Source organism: Hartmannibacter diazotrophicus, assembly GCF_900231165.1.
Taxonomy (GTDB): domain Bacteria; phylum Pseudomonadota; class Alphaproteobacteria; order Rhizobiales; family Pleomorphomonadaceae; genus Hartmannibacter; species Hartmannibacter diazotrophicus.
Window position 1 is genome coordinate 5255450 of the sequence record NZ_LT960614.1, and the last position, 24282, is coordinate 5279731.

Annotated in this window: 20 protein-coding genes; 9 read left to right on the forward strand and 11 right to left on the reverse strand. The window is 64.4% G+C overall.

The genetic code is table 11. The annotated features are described in order from the left end of the window. Positions 1-6 precede the first annotated feature (6 nt). Genes hemW through rph form a run of 3 tightly spaced genes read right to left on the reverse strand, consistent with a single transcriptional unit; the run spans position 7 to position 2581 of the window. Entirely contained in the window at positions 7-1194 is a 1188-nt protein-coding gene (hemW, locus tag HDIA_RS24170) for a radical SAM family heme chaperone HemW (RefSeq protein ID WP_245884070.1), read from the reverse strand. Then, positions 1191-1844: a non-canonical purine NTP pyrophosphatase gene (locus HDIA_RS24175; protein ID WP_099558556.1), complete on the reverse strand. Its 654-nt coding sequence runs from the start codon at positions 1842-1844 to the stop codon at positions 1191-1193. Before HDIA_RS24175 ends, hemW begins: the two co-directional genes overlap by 4 nt. A 23-nt stretch (positions 1845-1867) precedes the next feature. Then, the gene (rph, locus tag HDIA_RS24180; protein WP_099558557.1) at positions 1868-2581 is read right to left on the reverse strand and encodes a ribonuclease PH; all 714 of its coding nucleotides are present in this window, start codon (positions 2579-2581) and stop codon (positions 1868-1870) included. Between the two features lie 259 nt (positions 2582-2840). On the opposite strand from rph, the gene hrcA reads away from it, so the two are divergent. Beyond that, complete coding sequence (gene hrcA / locus HDIA_RS24185) at positions 2841-3923, forward strand: heat-inducible transcriptional repressor HrcA (RefSeq protein WP_099558558.1); 1083 nt, start codon at positions 2841-2843, stop codon at positions 3921-3923. 324 nt (positions 3924-4247) lie between these two features. After that, positions 4248-4862 (forward strand): nucleotide exchange factor GrpE, encoded by a 615-nt coding sequence (grpE, locus tag HDIA_RS24190; RefSeq protein ID WP_099558559.1) that lies wholly within the window; start codon positions 4248-4250, stop codon positions 4860-4862. A gap of 97 nt (positions 4863-4959) precedes the next feature. Here grpE and HDIA_RS24195 read toward each other — a convergent pair whose 3' ends face one another. After that, positions 4960-6204, reverse strand: a complete 1245-nt coding sequence (locus HDIA_RS24195) for a glycosyltransferase family 87 protein (protein WP_099558560.1) — start codon at positions 6202-6204, stop codon at positions 4960-4962. Positions 6205-6498: 294 nt separating this feature from the next. Here HDIA_RS24195 and HDIA_RS24200 point away from each other — a divergent pair, with 294 nt between their 5' ends. From HDIA_RS24200 to nudC, 3 genes are read left to right on the forward strand one after another with little or no spacing between them, the layout of a single operon-like run. Then, a complete protein-coding gene (locus HDIA_RS24200) occupies positions 6499-7893 on the forward strand; it encodes an MATE family efflux transporter (RefSeq protein WP_099558561.1) in 1395 nt (464 codons plus the stop codon). Next, a complete protein-coding gene (locus HDIA_RS24205) occupies positions 7890-8300 on the forward strand; it encodes an HIT domain-containing protein (RefSeq protein WP_099558562.1) in 411 nt (136 codons plus the stop codon). Before HDIA_RS24200 ends, HDIA_RS24205 begins: the two co-directional genes overlap by 4 nt. Before the next feature lie 6 nt (positions 8301-8306). Continuing rightward, on the forward strand, positions 8307-9239 hold the full coding sequence (nudC, locus tag HDIA_RS24210; protein ID WP_245884072.1) for an NAD(+) diphosphatase: 933 nt from the start codon (positions 8307-8309) through the stop codon (positions 9237-9239). A gap of 22 nt (positions 9240-9261) precedes the next feature. On the opposite strand, the gene HDIA_RS24215 is transcribed toward nudC, so the two are convergent. Further along, entirely contained in the window at positions 9262-10128 is an 867-nt protein-coding gene (locus HDIA_RS24215) for a prephenate dehydratase (protein WP_099558563.1), read from the reverse strand. 106 nt (positions 10129-10234) lie between these two features. Then, positions 10235-10987 (reverse strand): 3-deoxy-manno-octulosonate cytidylyltransferase, encoded by a 753-nt coding sequence (locus HDIA_RS24220; protein ID WP_099558564.1) that lies wholly within the window; start codon positions 10985-10987, stop codon positions 10235-10237. 577 nt (positions 10988-11564) lie between these two features. Here HDIA_RS24220 and HDIA_RS24225 point away from each other — a divergent pair. Next, positions 11565-12110, forward strand: a complete 546-nt coding sequence (locus tag HDIA_RS24225; RefSeq protein WP_099558565.1) for a c-type cytochrome — start codon at positions 11565-11567, stop codon at positions 12108-12110. Positions 12111-12252: 142 nt separating this feature from the next. Here HDIA_RS24225 and HDIA_RS24230 read toward each other — a convergent pair whose 3' ends face one another. From HDIA_RS24230 to HDIA_RS24245, 4 genes are all read right to left on the reverse strand, one after another. Continuing rightward, positions 12253-12864 carry a class I SAM-dependent methyltransferase gene (locus HDIA_RS24230; protein WP_099558566.1) on the reverse strand — a complete coding sequence of 204 codons (612 nt, stop codon included), beginning with the start codon at positions 12862-12864 and terminating at the stop codon, positions 12253-12255. A 263-nt stretch (positions 12865-13127) separates the two neighbouring features. Then, positions 13128-14246 (reverse strand): molecular chaperone DnaJ, encoded by a 1119-nt coding sequence (gene dnaJ, locus HDIA_RS24235; protein ID WP_099558567.1) that lies wholly within the window; start codon positions 14244-14246, stop codon positions 13128-13130. Between the two features lie 198 nt (positions 14247-14444). Next, the gene (locus HDIA_RS24240) at positions 14445-15602 is read right to left on the reverse strand and encodes an acyltransferase family protein (protein WP_099558568.1); all 1158 of its coding nucleotides are present in this window, start codon (positions 15600-15602) and stop codon (positions 14445-14447) included. Between the two features lie 450 nt (positions 15603-16052). Then, complete coding sequence (locus HDIA_RS24245) at positions 16053-18113, reverse strand: M10 family metallopeptidase C-terminal domain-containing protein (protein ID WP_099558569.1); 2061 nt, start codon at positions 18111-18113, stop codon at positions 16053-16055. 510 nt (positions 18114-18623) lie between these two features. Between HDIA_RS24245 and HDIA_RS24250 the strand changes: the two genes are divergently transcribed. Both HDIA_RS24250 and HDIA_RS24255 read left to right on the forward strand, forming a co-directional pair. Further along, positions 18624-20348: an ATP-binding cassette domain-containing protein gene (locus HDIA_RS24250; protein ID WP_157775807.1), complete on the forward strand. Its 1725-nt coding sequence runs from the start codon at positions 18624-18626 to the stop codon at positions 20346-20348. Positions 20349-20402: 54 nt separating this feature from the next. Further along, a complete protein-coding gene (locus HDIA_RS24255) occupies positions 20403-21689 on the forward strand; it encodes an HlyD family secretion protein (protein ID WP_162292692.1) in 1287 nt (428 codons plus the stop codon). 106 nt (positions 21690-21795) lie between these two features. On the opposite strand, the gene gnd is transcribed toward HDIA_RS24255, so the two are convergent. Then, positions 21796-22782 (reverse strand): phosphogluconate dehydrogenase (NAD(+)-dependent, decarboxylating), encoded by a 987-nt coding sequence (gnd, locus tag HDIA_RS24260; RefSeq protein WP_099558572.1) that lies wholly within the window; start codon positions 22780-22782, stop codon positions 21796-21798. Between the two features lie 357 nt (positions 22783-23139). Between gnd and HDIA_RS24265 the strand changes: the two genes are divergently transcribed. Beyond that, the gene (locus HDIA_RS24265) at positions 23140-24282 is read left to right on the forward strand and encodes a glycosyltransferase family 4 protein (protein WP_099558573.1); all 1143 of its coding nucleotides are present in this window, start codon (positions 23140-23142) and stop codon (positions 24280-24282) included.

A 24282-nucleotide genomic window follows, 5' to 3' on the forward strand; every position in this document is an offset into this window, starting at 1 on the left:
TGGTCCTCAGGCCGCCAGATCGGCGACCACCGCGTCGAGGACGAACCAGCCCTCGCGCGAGGCGCGGATGCGCCCGCCGGCGATTTCCTCCACCATGCCGTGGGCCTTGAGATCGGCGAGCCTGACCGGATCGAGACGGCGCCCGGCAAGAGCCGCGTAGCGTCTCGGATCGATGCCCTCGACGAGGCGCAGGCCCATCAGCAGCATCTCGTCGCCGGCCATCTCGCCGGCGATCGTCTCTTCGAACGTCACGCCATGGCCCCGGCTTTCGACGAGGTCGAGCCAGCTTTCCGGCACCTTTTCCGTCACCTGCGCCAGCCGGTGATCCGGAAGGACAAGGCGGCTGTGCGCCCCCGGGCCGACGCCGGCATATTCGCCGTAGCGCCAGTAGATGAGATTGTGGCGGCTCTCCGCCCCCGGTACAGCATGGTTGGAGATCTCGTAGGCCGGCAGGCCATGTTGCTCGGTGATCTCGCGCGTCGTGGCGAAAAGCGTTGCGGCCATGTCCGGATCCGGGATCGGCAGCTTGCCCCTGGCATGAAGCGCCGCGAAGGGCGTCTCGGGTTCGATAGTGAGCTGGTAGAGCGAGAGATGGTCGGCGGCAAGCTTGATCGCCTCTTCCAGCTCTCGTGCCCAGGCCTCGGGCGTCTGCCCCGGCCGGGCATAGATGAGGTCGAAGGAAAGGCGCGGGAAGATCGACCGCGCCAGCTCGATCGCCCGGATCGCGCTTTGCGTGTCGTGCAGCCGGCCGAGGAATTTGAGATCCGCGTCGTTGAGCGCCTGCACGCCGAGCGACAGCCGGTTGACGCCGGCCGACCGGTAGCCTGCAAAGCGGCCCGCTTCCACGGAGGACGGGTTGGCCTCCATGGTGATTTCGGCGTCGGGCGCGACCGGCCATTCGTTGGCGATGGCCTCAAGAACAGTCTCGATGGTGCCGGGTTCCATCAGCGACGGCGTGCCGCCGCCGAAGAAGATGCTGGTGACCGTGCGTCCGGGCGTCGCCGCGCCGAAATGCCGGATTTCGCGCGCCAGCGCGGCGGCAAACCGCTTCTGGTCCGGCGGCGAATGCCGGACATGGCTGTTGAAGTCGCAATAGGGGCACTTGGCCGCGCAGAAGGGCCAGTGCACATAGACGCCGAACCCGATGTCGGGCGTGCCCGCACGGGCCACGCCCTCAGGCAGTGATTGCGTCACGGCTTTGTCCCTGGGGGAAAGGCGCCCTCGACCAGTTCCTTGACCGAACGGGCGCGATGGGAGAGGGGTCCCGGCGCATGCCAGATGCTGCCGTGCTTTTCCTCGGCAGTCATCTCGCCGAAGGTGCGGCTCTCGCCGTCCGGCACGAAGACGGGATCGTAGCCGAAGGCGATCGGGCCGCGCCGCGGCGGCCAGACGAGCGTGCCCTCGCGCTCGCCGAGATATTCCTGGGTGTGACCGTCCGGCCAGGCAAGGCAGAGGAGCGAGACGAACTTGGCCTTGCGCTGCTCCGGCGCGCGCGCATCGACCTTCTGAAGTTCCTCTTCGACGAGGCGCATGGCGCGGTCCCAGTCGCGGTCCGGGCCGGCCCAGTCGGCGGTGTAGACGCCGGGCGCACCATCGAGTGCCTCCACGCAAAGGCCGGAATCGTCGGAAAGCGCGACCTCGCCGGCAGCGGTTGCCGCCGCCAGCGCCTTGATCCGGGCATTCTCGACGAAGGTCGTGCCGGTCTCCTCCGGCTCGGGAAGCCCGAGTTCGCCCGCCGTGACGAGCTCGATCGGAAGGCCGCCGAGCAGGAATTCCAGCTCGCCGATCTTGCCCTTGTTGTGGCTCGCAACGAGAAGGCGCTTGCCGTCGATCCTGCGCGTCATCGCTTCGTCCCTTCTGGCCGCTTTCAGCCGAGCGTCATCTTCTGCAGGTCGACAAGCTGGGCGATGCCAGTTTTGGCGAGCCCGAGGAGAACGCCGAATTCGGCCTCCGAGAAGGGCGCGCCTTCGGCCGTTCCCTGGATCTCGACGATGCCGCCGGAGCCGGTCATGACGAAATTGGCGTCGGTCTCCGCGGCCGAATCCTCGGCATAGTCGAGGTCGAGCACCGGCGATCCCTCGTGGATGCCGCAGGAAACGGCGGCGACGTGATCCTTGATGACCCCGTTGCCGAACATGCTGCGCGCCTTCATCCAGGAGATGCAGTCGTAGAGCGCGACGAAGCCGCCGGTGATCGCGGCCGTCCGCGTGCCGCCGTCGGCCTGGATGACGTCGCAGTCGACGGTGATCTGGCGTTCGCCGAGCGCTGCAAGGTCGACGACGGCGCGCAGGGACCGGCCGATCAGACGCTGGATTTCGAGGCTGCGGCCGGACTGCTTGCCAGCAGTGGCCTCGCGCCGCATCCGGTCGCCGGTCGAGCGCGGCAGCATGCCGTATTCGGCGGTGACCCAGCCTTTGCCGCCACCGCGCAGCCACGGCGGAACGCGCTCTTCAAGGCTCGCGGTACACAGCACGTGCGTGTCGCCGAACTTGACGAGGCACGAGCCTTCGGCGTGTTTGGAGACGGCTCGTTCCAGAGAAATGCGGCGCAGTTCGTCCGGTGCTCGTTTGGAGGGGCGCATGAATGTCCTTTTGTCGCGGCTTGGCGGAGGGCAGGCCTTGGCCGGCGCGCGTCCGCTCTTTCGAATTGGGCTCTTGTAGCGATTGGGACCCGGTTGCGCAAAGGGAAGAATTGCGCCGGAAGGGCGATGGTTAAACGGTCTGGCCGTCGAAACTGGTGCGCGGTTTGCTTGCCCCCATTTATTTGTCCGGCGCCATCCACCATATTAGGAATGGTGTTTACGGCACGCGGCGATCGAACTGGGATCGGAGAGCGGGTCGATGGGAATGAATGTGACGACAACGGAAACAACGTCTCTGCTTCGCGATCTGGATCGGCGATCGCGCGAGATCTTCAAGGTGGTCGTCGAGACCTATCTGGAGACGGGCGAGCCGCTGGGGTCGAGAAACCTGTCCCGGCTGCTGCCCATGACCCTGTCGCCGGCCTCCGTGCGCAACGTCATGTCGGATCTCGAGCGGTCCGGCCTGCTGTTTTCCCCGCATACCAGCGCCGGCCGCCTGCCGACGGACAAGGGCCTGCGCTTCTTCGTCGACGCGATGCTGGAGATTGGCGACCTCACCCAGGAGGAGCGCACCTCCATCGAGGCACAGGTGCGCGGCGCCGGCTCCGGCAAGTCGGTGGAGGCGGTGCTGACGGAGGCAAGCCAGCTTCTCTCCGGCCTCTCGCGCGGGGCGGGCGTCGTGCTGACGGCCAAGTCCGACATGCTCCTCAAGCATATCGAGTTCGTTCGCATCGAACCGACCAAGGCGCTCGTGGTTCTCGTTGGCGAGAATGGCGCGGTGGAGAACCGCATCATCGACCTGCCGGCGGGTCTGCCCCACGCGGCGCTGGTCGAGGCCTCGAATTATCTCAACGCCCAGGTTCGCGGGCGCACGCTGGCCGACGTCCGGGTCGAACTGGAGCGTCAGCTCGCCGACCAGAAGGCCGAGATCGATCTTCTGACCCGCAAGGTGGTCGACGCTGGTCTTGCCACCTGGTCGCAGGCGACCGCCGGGCGCCCGGAGACACTGATCATTCGCGGCCATGCCAATCTTCTCGACGATCTGAGGGCATTGGAGGATCTGGAGCGGGTCCGGCTGCTGTTCGAGGATCTGGAGACCAAGCAGGATCTGATCCAGCTTCTCGGTCTTGCCGATGCCGGCGATGGCGTACGCATCTATATCGGCTCGGAAAACAAGCTCTTCTCCATGTCCGGCTCGTCCATCATCGCCGCGCCCTATCGCGACAGCGAGCAGCGCGTCGTCGGTGTTGTCGGCGTGATCGGCCCGACCCGGCTCAATTATGCGCGCGTCGTGCCGATGGTCGATTACACCGCTCGCCTCGTGAGCCGGATGTTTGGCTAAAGCATCAAGCCGAAAAGGCCTGCCCCCGCGTATGCGGGGGTGGGAACCGGTTTTCGGACGACTTGATGCGCCGAGCAAAAATCGTCGAGCCGGAAAAGCCTGCACCCGCGTAGGCGGAGCGGGGGGAACCGCCCCTTGGGCAAGTGCGGTTCCGGGACCGGAGACAGGCTGGCCGCCTAGCCGATTTCAAACGGCCGGTTGACATGACAGACGACGGGATTGGCCTCTCCGCGGTCTTCCTGCCTTGATTTTTTTCCCTCGAACGCTGATATCGGGCCGCAAAGACGTCCGAGGCGTCATATTGGATTTTTCGCGAGGACACCGATGACCGAAGACAAGCGGACCGAGAACGAGACTCTTGAAGGCGCTGCCGCCGAGGCGCCCGCCGCCAGGGAGTCCGCCGCGCCCGAAACGCCGTCGGCCGACGCCCAGGTCGCCGAGATGAAGGAACAGCTCCTGCGCACGCTCGCCGACATGGAGAATCTGCGCCGTCGCACCGAGCGCGAGGTGAAGGACGCGCGCCAATATGCGGTGGCGAATTTCGCCCGCGACATGCTGCAGGTCGGCGACAACCTGCGCCGCGCGCTGGATGCGCTGCCCGCCGAGGCCCGGGCAGCGGCCGACAGCGCCCTGATTGCCCTGCTCGAAGGCGTGGAAATGACCGAGCGCGGAATGCTCAGCGCCCTCGAACAGCACGGCGTGCGCAAGGTCTCGCCGCTCGGCGAGAAATTCGACCCGAATTTCCATCAGGCAATGTTCGAAGTGCCGAACCCGGAAGTCGCGAGCGGCACGGTCGTTCAGGTGGTTCAGGACGGCTACAAGATCGGCGACCGGGTGCTGCGCCCCGCGATGGTCGGCGTTGCCCGCGGCGGCCCGAAGGCGGCGTCTTCCCCGGCGAACGACATGGGGCCGTCGGAGCACGTCGACAAGACGGTGTGAGTGTCGTCACCCCATCGTGGCCGCTGGTCGCCTTGAGACGAAATGCATGAAACCCCGAATGGCGAAAGCCGTCCGGGGTTTTCTGTTTGACTATGCCTCAGCTTGGCGACAATGCCGACATTGTCCGTCCCTCGGTCATCCGCCGGCTCTCTTCTCCACTCGCCCGCTGCTCGTCGCGTGTCATCTGATAGCAGAGCGCCGCGACGGGCCAAAGGATGAGGGGGGCGAGGGGAGACGAGGTGATAAAGGTCACGAAGAATGTCAGCAGCGGCCAGGTCCAGGCGAGCACGACGATCCATCGATGCGTGGGACGGTCGGCGATCAGCCAGGCCAGCGGTCCGGCGAGGAGCACGAGATCGTAAGACCACTCGTAGGGGGTGGCGAGAATGGTCAGGACGGCGGTCGCGGCGATACGCGGACGCGGATCGGCGCAGGGAGAGTGCCAGAGCCGGACCGTGAGAACGATCGCGAACAAGGCGCTGACGATCTGTGCGCCGTATGAGAGCGGAACGGACGCGCCGAGGGATCGGGCAAGCAGGAAAACAGATGTTCCATTGATCTGGTAGGACTGGCCGTAGGGGGCTTCGAGGATCGCGACCATCAGCGGCCGTGTGAAACTCATGAACTGGACCCAGGCATCGACCCCGAAGGCTAGGAGCGACGCCGCGACGACGGCCAGGACGGTCAGCGCCGCGGCGAACACGCTGCGCCAGTTACCGCTCGCGATCATGGCGAAAGGCACCAGCATGGCCAGATGTGGCTTGATGCACATCAGCCCGATCAGGATCCCCGCGATGATCGGACGCCGGTCGGCAAGGGAGAGCCCGCCGATGAGAAGCGCCGCCATCAGTGCCCCGTTCTGGCCAAGGGCGGCGTTGAGTGCGACGGCGGGGCTGGCAATGGCGAGGAGCAGAGCTGTCCGCGAGAGCGAAAAGGCCGTCAGGCTGAGTGCCAGGGCCGCGATCGTCAGCCCGGTCCAGAGTGCATAGGCGAGCCAGATGGGCAAGAGGGCGAACGGTGCACCCAGCAGAAGGATCGACGGCGGATAGCTCCATTCCTGGTCATTGGCTGGCGCCTGCAGCAGGTCCGTCATCATGGCGTGATAGCGGTCAAGATCGAACAGCGCATCCACATGCCCTGAGAGAGCCAACCTTGCACCCCCCCACAAATTGGAGAAATCCCAATAGGGCACCTTGCCGGAGAAGGTCGACAACCCCTCTTCGTCGAGATGCCAAGCCTGCCCGAAATACCAGGCGAAGGTCAGAAGCGTTGCAAGGAGAAGAAACGCGATGGCCCAAGGTCGAAGGGGGCTGGCCATCAGGTCGGGCTGGGGCTTCGTCATGGCACTGGGCGCTCCAGGCTGGCGGCTTTCCGGCACAGGTTGTGAATGGTGATGACGGGTGACCTGCCGGGTGCTAGTCGCCTCTTCATTGCCGCGCCGACATTTTCTGGCGCCAAGTGTCCGACAAGGGCGTTAAAAAGCCGTTGTCCCAACGGACCGATGACGGCCACTGCCGGGCAAATCCGGGTGACCGCTCAGAATGGTCGCGACCTTGCGCGGCGAATGTCGTATAGGGGCGAAACAGTCGATCGGGACGTCTTGCGGCGCCTTCCGGGTCGCCCTTTCGGAGCTTCCATGAGCGAGCAATCACACGCCGGCCGGCCGGCCGAGGTCCAGGCCTTGCCGATCACCAGCGCGGTGGTCTTTCGCATTGCCGTGCCGATGACGCTCGCCTTCATCTCGACGCCGCTGCTTGGCGTCGTCGACCTGACGGTGATCGGCCAGCTCGGCGATGCCCGTCTCATCGGCGGCATCGCCATCGGCGCGCTGATCTTCGACGTGCTCTTTTCGACCTTCAACTTCCTGCGGTCCGGCACGACGGGGCTCACCGCCCAGGCGCTCGGCGCCGGCGACAGGGCCGAGCAGACGCGCATTCTTCTGCGCTCGCTGGTGATCGCGGTCGGCTCGGGCCTCGTGATGATCCTGCTGCAGGGGCCGCTTGCCGCCGCCGCCCTCTTCTTCACGGCGCCGAGCGCCGAGGTCGCCGAGGCGACAAGGGCCTATTACGACGTCCGCATCTGGTCGGCGCCCTTCGCGCTCTTGAACTACGCAATCCTCGGCTGGGTCATCGGGCTCGGCCATGCGGGCGTCGGGCTGGCGTTGCAGACGCTGCTCAACGGCGTCAACATCGCGCTTTCCTTCCTGCTCGGGCTGGTGTTCGGCTGGGGACTGTTCGGTGTCGCGCTTGGCACGCTCATCGGCGAGGTCATCGCCGCTGTCGTGGGCCTTGCGGTCTGCTGGCATTTCAACCGGGCAACGACTGTCCCGAAACTCTCGGAGATCCTCGACCGCCAGGCCATGAGCCGCATGTTCGCCGTCAACGGCGACATCATGATCCGCACCTTCGCGCTGCTCGCCGGCTTCACGATCTTCGCCCGCGTCGGTGCCGGTTTCGGGGATTTGACGCTGGCCGCGAATGCCATCCTGATGAATTTTTTCCTTGTCGGCGGCTATTTCCTCGATGGCCTTGCGACCGCCGCCGAACAGCTCACCGGCCGGTCGATCGGCGCGCGCCAGCGCCCGGCCTTTGTGACGGCGGTTCGCCTCACCACGATCTGGTCCTTCATTCTGGCGGGGATCGCGAGCCTTGCCTTTTTCGCTGCGGGCAAGCCCGTTATCGCCTTCATGACCACGGCCGAGGACGTCCGGGCCGCCGCCGGCCAGTTCCTGCCCTATGCCGCGCTGACGCCGCTTGCCGGCGTGCTCGCCTTCGAGATGGATGGCGTCTTCATCGGGGCGACGTGGTCGCGCCAGATGCGCAACATGATGCTCCTGTCGCTGGCGGGCTATATCGCCATTCTGTTTCCGGCCACCAGCCTTCTCGGCAACCACGGCCTCTGGCTCGCCCTCCTCGCCTTCCTGCTCTTGCGCGGCTTCCTGCTGCTCTGGCGCCTGAAGCCGAGCCTTGACGACACCTTCGGCGCGGCGTTATCGCCGGTTCCGGCCAACCGCGAGGGAGCCGCCACGTGACTGCCTTCACCCTCGATCCGCGCCTTGCGGCGGATACGCACCTCGTCGGCGACCTGCCGCTCTGCCGCGTCCTGTTGATGAACGACAGCACCTGGACGTGGCTGATCCTGGTGCCGCGCAAGGATGGGCTTGCCGAAATCATCGACCTCGACGAAACCGAGCGTGCGATCCTCATGGAAGAGATTGCCGCCGCGAGCACGGTTGTTCGGAACCTGGCCAACGCCGACAAGCTCAACGTCGCGGCCCTTGGCAACATGGTGCGCCAACTCCATGTCCATGTCATCGCGCGGCACGTCGGCGATCCCGCCTGGCCCGGCCCGGTCTGGGGCCGCCAGCCGGCCGTACACTATGCGCCCACCACCGTCGTCGCTCTCCTCGCCGACCTCAAGACCCGCCTGAAGCTCTGATCGATCATGCCCATTCATTTTCCGCCGACTGACTATTCCGCCGCCACCGGCTTTGCCGTCAATCCGCTCGACCGCCGGTCCGAGGCGCGCGCCTTCGCCGATGTGGTCGAGACCGCGATGGAGGACCCGAAGGCGCGCTATCACCTGTTTTCCGCCGACAGGGCGATCCTGCCGCACGATGGAAACGAAACGGGCAGTTTCGATCTGGAGGCCGCGAAGGACTTCGTTCTGAAGCCGGCGCCGCAGGTGCTGCTCGGGTGGGACCACGAGGAGATCCCCCATGTCGCGGCCTTTGTGGGCGACGAGGACGACGGGGCTCTCGATGGCTTCCAACTGATCGATCTGCGCACGCTGGCGATCGAGGGCCCCCTCAAGGGCGGCGATCTCGGCATCAAGGCGCAGGCGCGGAGCCTGCTGCACTGGAACAGGACCCATCGCTTCTGCTCGGTCTGCGGATCGGAGACGACCATGGCGCTCGGCGGCTACCGCCGCGAATGCCACACCTGCGGCACGCATCATTTCCCGCGCACGGATCCCGTCGTCATCATGCTGGCGGTGAACGGCGACCGCTGTCTCCTGGGGCGGCAGGCCCGCTTCGTTACGGGAAGCTACTCCTGCCTTGCCGGCTTCCTGGAGCCGGGCGAAACGGTGGAGGATGCGGTCCGGCGCGAGGTCTACGAGGAAGCGGGCATCCGCATCGGCGCTGTTGCCTATCACAACAGCCAGCCCTGGCCCTTTCCCATGTCCCTGATGCTCGGCTGCTACGGCGAGGCGCTCACCGAGACGGTTGAGATGGACAGCACGGAACTGGAGGACTGCCGCTGGTTCCACCGCGACGAGGTGCGTCAGATGGTGGACGGCACGCATCCGGACGGCCTGAGGGTGCCGCCGGGTCCGACGATCGCCCGCCACATCATCACGCACTGGCTGGCAAGCTGAGCCCGAGCGACCCCGCCCGGGCCTATTCCGCCGGTGCCTGCTCGCGCAGCTTTGCCCGCAGCGGTGCAGCGGGATAGACGCCGAGGATGCGCAGTTCCTTGGAGAAGTAGGTCAGCTCTTCCAGCGCCCGGCGCAGCGGCGGCTCCTCCGGATGACCTTCCACGTCGGCATAGAACTGCGTGGCGAAGAATTCCCCGCCGAGCTGGTAGCTCTCCAGCTTCGTCATGTTGATGCCGTTGGTGGCAAAGCCACCGAGCGCCTTGTAGAGCGCGGCCGGGATGTTGCGCACCCGGAAGACGAAGGTGGTCATGACCGGGCCGCTGCCCACGACGGCCGGGGCCGGCGTCTTGGAGAGGATCACGAAGCGCGTGGTGTTGTGGGCGGCGTCCTCGACATTTTCGGCAAGGATGTCGAGCCCGTAGATCGAGGCGGCGAGATAGGGGGCGAGCGCCGCGCGGGTGAGATCGCCCGATTCCGCCACAAGCCGTGCCGAGCCCGCCGTGTCGGCGGCGACACGCGGCGTCAGGCCGTATTTGCGGATGATCTTGCGGCACTGGCCGAGGGCATGGACATGGCTCTCGACGCTTTTCAGCCCCTCCAGCGTCGCCCCCTTGGGCGCCATCAGTTGGAAGCGGATCGGCAGGAAGTATTCGCCAACGATATAAAGCCCGGAATCGGGCAGCAGGTGGTGAATGTCCGCGACGCGTCCAGCGAGCGAGTTCTCGATCGGGATCATGCCGAGATCGACACTGCCGGACTGGACCGCCGCAAAGGCATCCTCGAAGGTCGGGCACGGGATCGGTTGGCTGTCGGGATAGACGTCCAGCGTGGCGATTTCGGAGTTGGCGCCGCGTTCTCCCTGGAACGCGATGCGCAGCGGCTTGGTCATTGTCGTGATCATTCTAAAAGGGCGAGGACCGCGGTGCGCGGCGTGACGCCGATTGTCTCTATCCGAAGTCTGCCTCGAAGGACAACCCGAAAGGCGGTCGGTCGCGTCAGCTTGCGCCAAGCCGGAGGCGGGCTTCCTCCAGATGCTCTGGCGTGTCGACACCGAGTGGGACGTCGTCGACGAGGGCGACGTCGATCCGCATGCCGGCTTCGAGCAGGCGAAGCTGCTCGAGTTTTTCCCGCAGTTCCAGTTCTGACGGCGGCATCGCCACGAAGCGGGAAAGCGCCGAGCGGCGATAGGCGTAAAGGCCGATGTGGTGATAGAGCGGGCCCTCGCCGTAAGGTGCCGTCGCGCGGGTAAAATAGAGCGCCCGCATCCGGTCCGGCTCAAGCCGCGTGCCGACGACCTTGACGACGTTCGGGTTGGTCCGCTCCGCCTCCACGTTGATTTCTGTGGCGAGCGTCGAAACATCGACGGCGGGATCGAGCAGCGGCAGGAAACAGGCGCGGATCGCCGCGGGCGCGATGGTCGGAAGATCGCCCTGCACGTTGACGACGATCTCCGCCTTGCCGTTCGGATCGACGGCCTGAAGCGCCTCGAAGATGCGGTCCGATCCGCTGGCGTGGTCGGGCCGGGTCATCACGGCGGTTCCCCCGACCGCCTCGATCGCCTGCTGCACGCGGGCATCGTCGCAGGCGACCACCACCGTGCCGATCTGCGCCTCGACGGCCCGCCGCCAGACATGCACGATCATCGCCTCACCGTGGATGTCGGCGAGCGGCTTGCCGGGAAGGCGCGTGCTCGCCATACGGGCCGGAATGATGACGATGGCCGGCGGCCGGGCTTGTCCATCGGACATGGCGGTTGGGTTCCCTGAAGTCGTGGCGCCTGGTGCGGCGGAAGGATCGCCTCGGACGGATCGCATCCGGGAAAGGCGAAGGGTGTCTTAGGACCATGGCCGCGCGGCTGGCAAGAGTTTCGACCGGGGGGCTGGGTGCGACGGCTGTCGATATCCGTTGTTTGCCCATCTTGGCCGATTGTTTTTCCATGATGTCTATGGACAGGCGGGAGGGATTGTCGATAACGTCCGCTCGACACTGCACGGGGACTGGAGACGGCAAAGTCTTGTCCGTGAGAGCGGGACGAAAAGCATGCTGCCGGGGAGACGGCGCGTGATTTTCGGACGAGCCCGGTGCTGATTGAGACCCTGGGACAGCAAGCCCAAAGGGGCATGATGTCCGTGATGGCCCTGGGAGCGGGACATTCAGGGCAGTGTGGAATGCAAGGCCCACGGGCCGCGAGGGAGCATGGCGCGCGAAACCGGATTGATTTCGCGGCGGGCTGTGCTCGGGATTGAGAATGAGGGTGGAGGATCCTGCGTACGACCATAGAGGGGTTGGCGCAGGGTGCTTCGGGTGACGCTGGAGCCTTGGTTCATGAATTCATTTGAGCTCAACAAGATCGCGGGAACGGTTCTCGGAACGCTGCTGCTGGCCATGGGACTTGGCTTCCTTGGCGAGGGCATCTTCCATATGGAGGTGCCGGAAAAGCCTGGGTACGCCATCGAAGTGACGGAAGGCGGTGAGGCCGCTGGCGAAGCTGCGCCGGCCGGGGACCCGCCGATTGCCGAACTTCTGGCGTCCGCCGATCCGGCCAAGGGCGAATCCGTCGCCAAGAAGTGCGCCGCCTGCCACGGCTTCGACAAGGGCGGCCCCAACAAGACGGGCCCGGATCTCTACGGCGTCGTCGGCCGCACGCCGGGCACGCATGCGGGCTTCGCCTATTCGTCCGAGATGGTCGACTACGGCAAGGACCATGTCTGGGACTACGAGAATCTCTATCACTTCCTGAAGGATCCGAAGGGCATCGTGAGCGGCACCAAGATGGGCTTTGCCGGTCTGAAGAAGCCTGGCGACCGCGCCGACCTGATCGCCTATCTGCGCACGCTGGCCGACACGCCGGAGCCGCTCCCGGCCAACTGATCGGCCGCGATCTCCACGGACTGAAATGGGAAAAGCGCCGGCCATGAAGATGGCCGGCGCTTTTTCTTGTATCAGACCCTGATGCTGTGCGACGGGCAACGCGGGGCTTCGGTGAACCTTCCCGTATGCGCCCTGGCCTCGATCAGGCCCCGGCGTCGGAACGGTAGGTCCACACGCGCGCCGGCGGCAGGTTGCGCAGGATCCAGGGGCTGACCTCCAGCGTCCATTCGCCGGGGCTTGCCGGCAGTGGCGGCACGAGAGCGTAGGAAAACTGGATGAAGGGAGCGCCGGGCTTCAGCAGGCGCATCGCCTGTTCCATCAGGCGGCGGCGATCCGGCGCCGGGCGGGTAAACAGCGGCAGGCTGGAGACGATGGCCGAGAAGGGCCCGTCGACCCTGTCCTGCAGGGTCTTTTCCAGCCCGTAGGCGTCGCCGACGATGACGCTGATCGCGGAAAACCGGGTCTTGAGCAGGTTCGCGAAGGCGGGGTTGTATTCCACCGCATGAATGCGCTCGGGAGCAATGCCGTGGCCGAGCAGCGCTCTCGTGACGGGTCCCGTGCCGGGGCCAAGTTCGATGACCGGCCCATCCAGTGATACGTCGACCCTTGATGCCATGGCCCGGGCGAGAAACCGGCCCGAGGGACTGACCGCCCCGGTCGTCAGCGGCTTTTCCATCCAGCTGCGAATGAACCGTACCTCGTCGTCCACGATCGTCCGGAAACGGCCGGAAGGACAGCGGGTTTCTTGCAGCATGGTTGATATTCCTTGTTGTGGTCGCAGGGAGTTCCGAGCGGATGGGGACCGGACCGTCAGGACATGGTCTGCGGGGAGGATGGAGCCACTCACCTGACGATGAGACTCTCATCGGAGAATTGCGACAACGTCATGGCGGAGAGCGCCGCGAGATATGCACAGATAAGTGTTTTTCCTGTCTTTCTGGTGTCAGGACGATGCGCGGCTCCGTTCGCATGCCAGTTTCGGGCATGTGGGCGACCGAATGCACTTCGGCAAGGGCCTCAGCCGCCGAAGAAATCCTTGACGCGAGCAAAGAAGCCCGTCGATTCGGGATGATTCTCGGAAGAGGACTCCTGCTCGAACTCCTCCAGAAGCTCGCGCTGCCGGCGGGTCAGGTTCTGCGGCGTCTCGACCACGACCGTGATGTAGAGATCGCCGGTCTGGTTGGCTCGAAGGATCGGCATGCCCTGTCCCTTGAGGCGGAACTGGCGCCCGGTCTGCGAGCCTTCCGGCACCTTCACCTTGGCCGACGTGCCGCCGATGGTCGGAACATCGAGCGAGCCGCCGAGGGCTGCCGTCGTGATCGAGATGGGCACGCGGCAGTAAAGATCGGCGCCGTCGCGCTGGAAGATGTCGTGCGGACGCAGCGACAGGAAGATGTAGAGGTCGCCGGGCGGACCGCCGCGCACGCCGGCCTCGCCCTCGCCGGCAAGCCGGATGCGCGTTCCGTCCTCGATGCCGGCGGGAATGTTGACCGAAAGCGTGCGCTCCTGGGTCGTGCGGCCGGATCCGGCGCAGGTCGGGCAGGGATCGGAGATCGTCTCGCCGCGTCCCTGGCAGGCGGGACAGGTGCGCTCGATGGTGAAGAAGCCCTGCGTTGCCCGCACCTTGCCGTGACCACCGCAGGTCCGGCAGGTCGTCGCCGACGTGCCGGGCTTGGCCCCGGAGCCGGAACAGGTGGTGCAGGTGATCGAGGTCGGGACCTCGATTTCGACCGTCTTGCCGGTGAAGGCCTCTTCCAGCGTGATGTCCAGATTGTAGCGCAGATCGGCGCCGCGCTCGCGTCCGCCGCGCGGCCCCCGCCCGCGGCCCATGAAATCGCCGAAGATGTCGTCGAAGATGTCGGCCATCGAGGCGCCGAAATCCGACGATCCGGCGCGCCCGCCGCCCATGCCGTTCTCGAAGGCGGCATGGCCGAAGCGGTCGTAGGCGGCCCGTTTCTGCGGTTCCTTGAGAACCTCGTAGGCTTCGTTGATTTCCTTGAACTTGGCCTCGGCCTCGGCGTCGCCCGGATTGCGGTCCGGATGGTATTTCATCGCCAACTTGCGAAAGGCGCTTTTTAGATGGGCGTCGTTTGCATCCTTTTCGACGCCCAGTGTTTCGTAAAAATCGCGCTTCATCGACGAGTCCCGTTACTCTCGGCCATTCAGTCTCTGCAATACTTTCTGCAAGGCAAGGAAACAACGCGGCGGCGGCCCTTTGCAAAGCTGCACCGTCTCTAGCCTGTCTGCCGTTTCAACGCAAAGATTTAGGCATCCGCAGGTCGCAGTGCCAGCCCCGGCGTTGCACTTCTGCGACGATCAGCTATGCGCCGGGCGTCAGGCGGCGTCGACGGGCTGCACCTTTTCCACCGTGGCCATCGCCGGAACGGCCTGTCGCGGCTCCGGCGCCTGGGACTGGGCGGGCGCGAAGCGGCGGTTGATGAGATCGCGCAACGGCGTTTCGATCAGCCACATGGAGATGACGGCGCCGGCGATGACGAGCACGCCGACGATGGCCATGTAGAGGTAGAAGTTCACGAGGCCGCTGGCTTTGAGAAAATGCTCCCAGACGAGCGCCATGAAGAAGCTCGCGAAGACGGGATGCAGCATGTAGATGCCGAAGGAGGCCCGGCCCATGAGCTCGAAATGGCGGAAGATGCGCGAGCAGTCCGGATTGTTGAGTTCGGCCGAGGCCGTCAGGACCATGGCGAGCCCGAACCCGGCCAGGATGACATAGGCAGGCGGCGCGGGCAGCATGACGAGGCAGGTGGCGACGAAGGCGACGAGGCCCGGCAGCAGCGACGTGACGGGCAGGCGATAACGCGTCACCACAACGGCGCAGCCGCAACCGAGCACGAAGGACGGCAGCGCCCGGAAGGCACCATAGGTCGCCGATTCGATCCAGCGTTCCTCCGGAATGAAGCCGACCTGCGTCAGCGCCTCGACCGCCATGGCGGCAAAGCCGAAAGCGAGCGCCAGTCCCCAGAGGCCCGCCTTGCGGTTCATCAGGGCGATGCAGGGGAACAGGAGATAGGCCATCCATTCGGCACTGATCGACCAGGACACGTAGTTGAAGGTCAGTTCCGGCATCACGCCCCAGGCGTGAACGAGCAGCAACTGTGCCGGCAGGGTGGAGAAATCGTAGCGCTGCCAGTTGCCGACGGGGACGATGCCGGCAAGGCCCGCGAGAGCAAGGCAGACGAAGAACCCGAGGGTCAGAAGATGCAGCGGATAGATGCGGGCAAGGCGGCGCACCAGGAAGTTCCGGTAGTCGGAGAGCGAACGCACCTTGTCGCTGTAGGCCGTCATGATGACGAAGCCGGAGAGAATGAAGAAGAGGTCGATGACCTGCTGCATCCGGTGCGCCAGGAAGCGCAACGAGGCAAGGCCCTCCATGTCGTAGGCCGAGAAGTGAAACACCATGACAGCCAGCGCTGCGACGAAACGCCAGGCGTCGAAGGCGCGAAAATGCTGCGGCACCGAACGATCGGTCAAAAGCACGTTCCTCTACGCAAGACCTTCACAACACGCGAAGAAGAACGGGCCTCGTCGCGCATCATGTCCGGGAACACCCTGGATCCGCTCTTCATCCCCGTGCCGCAAGGAAGACCTGATGAGGGATCATTCGTCGGGGCCTCTGCAAGCCAGCCATGCGAATATGGCCAGCCGCGGGCCGCGCGACAAATCAATACTGCACGGTAACAACTATTGTAGCCAGTGCTGTTTTACATCCGGTGAACGGTCGGCGGTCCTGAGAGCCGCAGTCTTCCTGTGGGTTTGATCACCCAACAGCAAAGGCCGGCTGCAAAGGAATGCTGGCGCCTCGCGCAAGTGCGTGAAGGACAGCCGTCGGCCGGTCGTGGCTGTAGTCGGAAATTCCCGCCTGCCGGCGCGCCGGCCAAGTGCCTGATTCAGAGCGATTGCGTCACACGGCCTTCGGTCCGATCAGGCCGTGTGTCGTCCCTCGGCATAGCCGTGTTCGATGTAGTGCATCGTCGCGGCTGTCAGGTTGGAACCGAATGCGGCGACAAGATCGGAATTGCCGGCTGCCGCCAGATAGGCCGACGGATCAAAGGTCGTCGTTCGGCCTTCGTCATGGCCATGCCGGATATAGTGCATCGTTGAGGCATCGTGGTTTGTCCCGAAGACCTGGATCAGGTCGCCGTAGGACGCGGTGTATTTGAGCCCGTCGAAGTTGTCTCCGCGCCCTTCGGAAAAACCATGCTTCAGAAAATGGCGGTGGCCGGCGGCGGCGTTTGTGCCGAATGCGTTGATCAGGTCGCTGTAGCTTGCGACATATTCGAGGTCGTCGAAGGCGGCGTCGGTCCGTCCTTCGGACGCGCCACGCTTGATGAAATGTCGCGTCCCCGCGTCCCGGTCGGCGCCGAAGGCCGCACGCAGGTCGGCATAGGCGCCGATATAGAGGCGTCCGTCAAAATTGTCGCCGCGCCCCTCAGCGAAGCCATGGTTCAGGAAATGGCGGTGGCCGGCGGCGGCGTTTGTGCCGAACGCGTTGATCAGGTCGCTGTAGCTCGCGACATATTCGAGGTCGTCGAAGGCGGCGTCGGTCCGTCCCTCGGCCGCGCCATGCTTGATGAAATGGGTGGCCGCCGCCGCCCGGTCCGTTCCAAAGGCGTTTCGTAGATCGGCATAGGAACCGAGATAGAATCGGGCATCGAAACTGATGCTCCGACCCTCGGCAATACCCTGATTTTGCAGATGGGCCATCAAGGCTGATTGGTTGGTTCCGTAGGTGACCCTCAGGTCGGCATAACTGGCGCCGTACTCCAGGATGGAGCCATGGTCAGCAAGCGAACTGACCGAGACGGTCTGGTCGAGGAAGTGCAGAGACTCGACCGAATGGAGCTGGTCGGAGCCATCCGTGCCGTTGCGCAGCACGACGTCGTGCGTACTGCCGAAATAGTAGATGGTGGCCGCCGCGAGATTGACGTTGAAGTTGGCCGTATCCGTGCCGTTGCCGCCGAAGATGTTGTCGTTGCCGCCGTTGCCCGTGATCTGGTCCGCGCCGCCGCCGCCATAGATCGTGTTGCCTGCCGAGTTGCCAAGGATCGTGTCGTTGCCGGAGCCGGACACCGCATTTTCGATCACAGTTCCTCTGGCGATGATCATGTTGCCGGTCAGGCCCATCACGCTGGAAATCGTCTCGGCGTTCAGGTTGATCACCTGGTTGGCCGTCTGCGAGCCGAAGTCGATGGTGTCGACGCCGCCATTGTCGAGGATCGTGAAGGTCACCGGGCTAGCTGAGGAAATCTGGTCGTAATATCCGCCGGCGGTCGAGTGCTCGCCGTAGACGGTGTTGCCGGTGCGCAGGTTGGTCGCCGTGCCATACATGTTCTGGATGGCGATGATGTCGGCGATCATCGGCGTGACCACATAGGCATAGGACGCGTTGACGTTGGTGTTCTCGTACTGGCTGAAATACGACATCACCGAGGCTTGCCAGGAGTCGTTCAGGTAGTGATTGTCGACACCATAGGTCGCCGAACTGTTGTAATGACCACCGTGTCCCAGCCCGAGAGCATGGCCGATCTCGTGGATGTAGGTCTGGAACGAATAGCTGTCGAGCGTCGTCCCGTAGGTCGCGACCCAGGAGGTCGAAATGTTGACCGTGGACGATGTGGTCGTGCCGTAGCCGGGGCCGCTGGCGCTGTAGGTGTACCAGGTGTTCGTATAGGCCCCCGACGCGTTTGAATCGCTGAAGGTGATTTGGGCTCCGCTCGTGACGACATTGAAGTTGATGCCGCTCACCATGGTCCAGGCGCTGAGGGCATTGACCGCCAGGGTCTGGCTGGCGCTCGTCAGCCCCGAGATATTGACGCTGATGCTTCCGCCGGGCGCGACGTTGTAGTGATGGGCATAGCCGGAGTTGCTGGTCCAGTAGCCGTTCTGCAGATAATCGGCAATCTGGCCATAGGAGTAGGTGGGCAGGCTTGCGCTTGTGGTTGACGAAACGCCCGCACCGGCGATCGCGGCTTCCTCAGTCATGTTTCCACGCAGCTCCCACGTCCAGGATCAAGTTTCGGAAGACGGTCGTCGGTCTCAAAGCAAGGAGTGAGGCTGACCCGAATTGCCTCAAGGTCAGGTGTCCGACACGTCATTCCTGGGGCGGGATGGTATTTCCGGTCTCATTTCCAACTTGTTACTGCTCGGCAAGTTCCTGTTTCGGCATTGTTTCAGGTGCAACTTTGGCGCGTGCGGCCGGTCGAGTGGGGGTGGCGTCCGTGCCAGAGCCGCCGTTTTGCCGGGCAACGCGGTCACCCGGCTGCGGAGAACCCGCGATTACGGATGGCCGGCCGGAGGCGACGTTTGGCTCCCGCGCACCGCCGAGGATCATCGCCCAGAGGCCAAAGTCAGACTTTCTTTACCTTGCATCAACACCATTCGTTAACACTGGCCGGAAAAGGCATGCGGCAGAACGAATATTGAGGATGCGGCTCCAGGCTTTGCGCCCATTCTGCTGAGATGCTTTGTCCAGTCCAGCAGGAAAACGCGCGAATGCGGACAGTCAGGTTTCTCTTCGGTCTGCTAAGCCAAGCGGAAGGCGGTATCGCCGCGTTGTTGTTCGTGAGCTTCTTCACGAATATTCTCTTCCTGGTCAGCCCCTTCTACCTGATGCACGTCTACGACAGCGTGATCGCGGCCCACAGCCTCGTCAATCTGTTCGCGATCAGCGCGATTGCGCTTGTCCTCTATATGGCCCTGTTCGGCTTCGACGCCTTGCGCATGCGCATGCTGGCAAGGGCGGCGCCTGAAATCGAGCGGTCCTTCGATCGCTACGCAAGAGCCATCGTGCATCGCGACAGGATGCAGGGTGAAACCTTCTGGTCCGTGGCCAATGCCCTCGACCGCCTGGAACAGGTGGTCCTGTCACCGGCGATTACCGCCCTCATCGATCTGCCTTTTGCCCCGCTGTTCCTGATCGTCGCCTTCGCGATTCATCCGCTGATCGGCGCCGCGGGGCTCGTGGGTGTGGTCGTGCTCGTCGGAACCACGATCCATTTCGGGCGCAAGGGCAATGCGTTGAATGGGGATCATCTCCAGGCGGCAAGGTCTCAGGCCGTCTTCGGCAATTCGGTCCTGACGCAGCAGGACTATATCCAGACCAGCCGGGCGCGGGACTTCATCCTGTCGAAGTGGATGGAGGCCCGGGGAGAATCGCACCGGCGCCAGTTTCAGGGCGCGAAGGTCAGTTCGTTCGGGATCGTTCTTGCACGCACGCTCCGCCTACTTCTCCAATCTTCCGTCCTTGGCGCCGGTGCCTGGCTTGTCCTGCATCAGAGCCTGTCGGCCGGCGCCATCATGGCGGCCTCCGTCGTCGTGTCCCGTGCCGTGATGCCGATGGAGCAGGCGGCGGCCATGCAGGGAATGCTTCAATCGGCCATCGCGGCGCAAAACGCGCTCGATGAGGCCGAGACGAAGAGCGCAAGGGAGGCCGGCGAGCGGGCGGTGCCGATCTTCATGGACGACCTGAAGCCGTCCGTCATCGCAAGGAATCTGATCTTCCAGTACCCCGAGGCCACCGGCCCCGTTCTGCGCAACATCAACCTGCGGGTCGCCGCCGGCACTGTCTGCGTCGTCACCGGGCCGGTCGGCTGCGGCAAGAGCACGCTCCTCAAGTGCATTCTCGGCCTTCTCCAGCCCCAGGGCGGGCATGTCAGCCTGGGCGACGTCATCGTGACGCCGTCGACTGTTGAAAGAATTGCGCAATCGATCGGCTACCTGCCGCAGCAAGCCCATATCTTCCCGATCTCGATCGCCCAGAACATCGCCCTTTCGGACGGGCCTGACAGGGTCGAGCGGGCCGTTGCGGCGGCGCGGGCCGCAGGCTGCGATGCCGCGATCAATTCGCTGCGGGACGGCTATCACACCATTCCGTTCAATGAGCGTGGCTGCATTCTTTCGCCGGGGCTGGTCCAGGGCCTCGCGCTTGCCCGGCTCTTCGCGGCGCGGCCGAGGATCGTGCTGCTGGACGAACCGACGCAATCGCTGGACCAGACGGGCATCGACCATCTGCGCGCGCAGATCGAGGCCCTGAAGGCCGAAGGGGCTGCAATCGTCATGGTGACCCATGATCCGCAGTTCGTGAGGAGTTCCGATCAGCTCCTGATGTTCCATCCCGTCGCCGGGCCGCTCTTCGGACCCACCAACGACATCCTGTCGCGACTGGCCGCCATCGAAACGCAGCGCTCGCCCAATCCCGCCGCGCAAGGAAGGGCCTGACCGATGCTCAAAGTCACACCAGCGGCCGAACGGTCTTTGAGAGCACGTCGCTCGATGCCCGCGCTGCAAATCTCGGCCTGGCTCCTCGGCGCCGTTCTGATCGCCCTCGGGGCCTGGGCGGTTGCGGCCCCCCTCGAAGTTCGGGTGGTCTCGCCCGGTGAGGTGGCGAGCAATGAGCGGATCGTGGAAATCCGGGCCGTGACGTCAGGCCTCGTGCGCCAACTGCACATCAGGAACGGTCAGCACGTGCGCGCCGGCGACGTGCTCGTCTCCTTCGACGACGAGAATCTCAAATCCCAGAAGCAGCTCACGCAGGACAAGATCCGCAAGCTGGAGTGCAAGATCGACAACGCCCGGAACGAACTCGATCTCCTGAACGCCCACGAGGAGGAAATCGAGACCGCGATCCGGAATGTCGTGCCCCTGTCGCTGGATGCGTTCAGGCAAAACAAGCTGCCTTGTCCCGATTTCGGCAACCCGCGCAACATCGGTCTTCTGGCCGAAACGCTGGAACTTGCGATCATGCAGATCGGAAACCTGCAGCAAATGGAGGCCTCGATCGGCAAGCAGATCGAGATCGCAGGATCGCAATTGGCGTCGGTCAGGGAGGATTTCGAGGCAAGTTCCGTTCTGGCCCGCAAAAGGTTGATCAACGCCTCGAAGTCACGGGAATCGGAGCGGGTCGTCCGGGACAATGAACTGAAGCTCGTCAGTCTGAATTCCGACCGGGAGTCGATCGAGAGCTCGATCTACGACAACAAGAAAAGGGCCTACCTCTCGATCTACAACGACATGAAGACGATCAGTTCCGAGCTTGAGTCCTTCAACATTTCCCTGATCGACGAGAAGATCAATCTTGAGGCCCTGAACAACCAGATCGCCATGCGGACGATCACCGCCCCGATCGACGGCGCCGCCGTCGACGTCAACAATTTCATCGTCGCCAACTTCGTGCAGCAGTCGGACCTGCTGCTCAAGCTGCTCCCCTCGGCGCGGATGAACATCGTCAAGGCGCGTGTCTCGATCGACGACATCGACAACATCCAGCGCCAGGAGAAGGCCGTTGTCAGCCTGCCGACGAACGCGCTGCTTCGCGACCAGTTCTTCGAGGCGACGATCGAAACGATCAATCCGATCACGTCGACCGACGGCAATTTCCGCGGTGCCCAGGACTACTACGAGGTGACGCTGAGAATTTCCGATCCGGCCTTCAACCCGGCGGTCGAGCGGATCTATGTCGGCATGCCGGTCAACGTGCTGTTTTCGGCCGAACGCACGACCCTTGCGGGGGCGATGCTGCGTCCGCTGACCAAGAACTGGCCCCGGATTTTCGAGCAATAGGCCGGCCTGTACCGGCGGTGCGGATATGGCCGCATGGGTGGTGTCGACGCGGCTCCGCCGTGGCGCCGCGCCGCGTCCTGTCACGAAGTGCCGTCGGCAATGCAGGCTATTGCGGAATCTCCACATGACCGCCGAAGCCATAGCGCATGGCCGAGAGAAGCTTGTCGCCAAAGGTATTGTCGACCCGGCTTCGGTAGCGGGCGTAGAGCGCTGCCGACAGCACATGGGCCGGCGTGGCCTGCTCCATGGCGGCCTCGATGGTCCAGTGACCCTCGCCTGAATCGGCGACGCTGCCGGAAAACCCATTGAGCTTGCCGTCCTGGGCAAGGGCCGTCGCCGAGAGATCGAGCAGCCAGGAACTGATCACGCTGCCCCTGCGCCAGACCTCGGCGATGTCGGTGAGATTGAGGTCGAAACGCTCGTCGTCGGGCAGCTTTTCCGATCCCTTGCCGGCAAGAATGTCGAAGCCTTCCGCATAGGCCTGCATCAGGCCGTACTCGATGCCGTTGTGGACCATCTTGACGAAGTGGCCCGCGCCGGGCGGGCCGGCATGGATATAACCGAGTTCGGCGCGCTCGTCGGCGGTGGGCTTGCCGTCGCGCCCCGGTGTCCGCGGGATTTCGCCAAGGCCCGGCGCCAGCGTCCGGAAGATCGGGTCAAGCGTCTCGACGACGGACGTCTTGCCGCCGATCATCATGCAATAGCCGCGCTCCAGGCCCCAGACGCCGCCGGAGGTGCCGACGTCGACATAGTCGATGCCCTTGTCGGCAAGCTCGCGGGCGCGGCGGATGTCGTCCTTGTAGAAGCTGTTGCCGCCGTCGATGATCACGGCGCCGGGCTTTGCAAGGTCGCTGATCCGCTCGACCATGGACTGGGTGATCGCGCCGGCCGGAAGCATGATCCAGAAGACGGCCGGCTCGCCGAGAAGGCCGGCCATGTCCTCGACCGAAGCCGCCGGTATGGCGCCATCCTTCGCCACGGCGTCGACGGCGTCGCTGCTGAGGTCGTGCACGACCACCTCGTGTCCGCCGCGCATCAGCCGCCGCGCGATGTTGCCGCCCATTCGTCCTAGCCCGACAATGCCAAGTTTCATCGCTCAACTCCTGACCTGTGTTCAACCTTTTGGGATCTAGAGATAGGTCGCAACGACGACGAACAAACCCGGCGAAAGTCGGAAAGGTCAAGGACGAATGTTTTTTTCAAGATCGGCCGCCGCGGCAAGCCGTTCCGCAGGTCGGGGCGGGGGCGTCGCGATCTGGCTCTGATGGCACGGCTTCAGACTGGAGGAGCCGTGTCGTCGTCGCGCCGTCACATTGCGCTTGCAGGCTGTTTGACCGTGAGGCACCCATGCAGCAAGCTCCGCGAGCCGCGTTGTGTGATTGTCGCGCGAGTCGCTTGATCGCCGGCACGGCCGGCGGAGTTCTCAACCTGATCAGGATGTAAGTCGAGCATGGCGGATTTGAGTGACGTGTCGAAGAAGCCGCTGCGGCTGGCGATCGATGTCCACGGTTTCAGCGGCAGGCATCAGGGCAGCCGGACCTTCATCGAAAACGTCTACCGCGAAATTCCGTCGGTCGACCCGTCCATCGAGGTGATCTCCTTCGGCGAGGTCGAGCCTCCGGATTTTCCCGTCTCGCGGCATGTTCCGGTCGATCTCGGCTCGGCCGCCAAGCGGTTGACGGTCGGCAGCTATGCCGCCTTGCGAAGCCTCGCCCCCGACTATGTCCACTACCAATATTTCTGTCCCCTCCTGCCCGTAGGCCGGTCGGTCATCACCATCCACGACATTCTGCCGATCACTCATCCGCAGTATTTCAATCCGTCCTTTGCCGGGCGCTTCCGGATGATGGTGGGCCTCTCCATGCGTCTGGCCTCGCTGGTGAACGCGGTTTCCGACTTCACGCGCGATGCGGTTGCCGCGCAATACAGCCGCGACCCGGAGACGATTGCCGTCGTTCCGAATGGCGTCTCGGCCGACTTCTACCGCTCCGTGTCGTATGAAGAGGCCAGGGCCTATGTGAAGGAAAAATTCGGTCTCGACAGCTATGTGCTCTCGCTCACCCGCATCGAGCGACGCAAGAACATTCCCCTGTTGATCGATGCCGTGTCCCGGCTGCAGGGGGCCGGCCTCTCGGGTCTTCAGACGGTCCTCATGGGGTCGATCGACGAAAGCTCCGGCGGCGGCTGTGCGAGGACGCGGCAGGCGATCGCGGACGGGACCGTCATCCATCTGAAAGGCCTGTCGGACCAGGAGAAGATCTTCGTGCTGCGCGCCGCCGCCGTGCTCGTCTTTCCGTCCATGGCGGAAGGCTTCGGCATTCCGCCGCTGGAGGGCATGGCCGCCCGGATCCCCGTCATCGTCGCCGACCAGACGGCCCATGGCCGGATCTACCGCGACACGGCCATCATGATCTCCGGCGAAAGCGTCGAGGAACTTGCGGACAGAATCCGGGCCGTTCTCTCGGACGACGACCTGCGCCGGCAGGCGGTCGCACGCGGCGACGGCCTCGTCGAGCGCATGACCTGGAAACGCTCGGCGGCAGCCCTCGCGGACAGCCTCAGGCGGGACGCGGCAGAACGCGCGGCCCGCTGA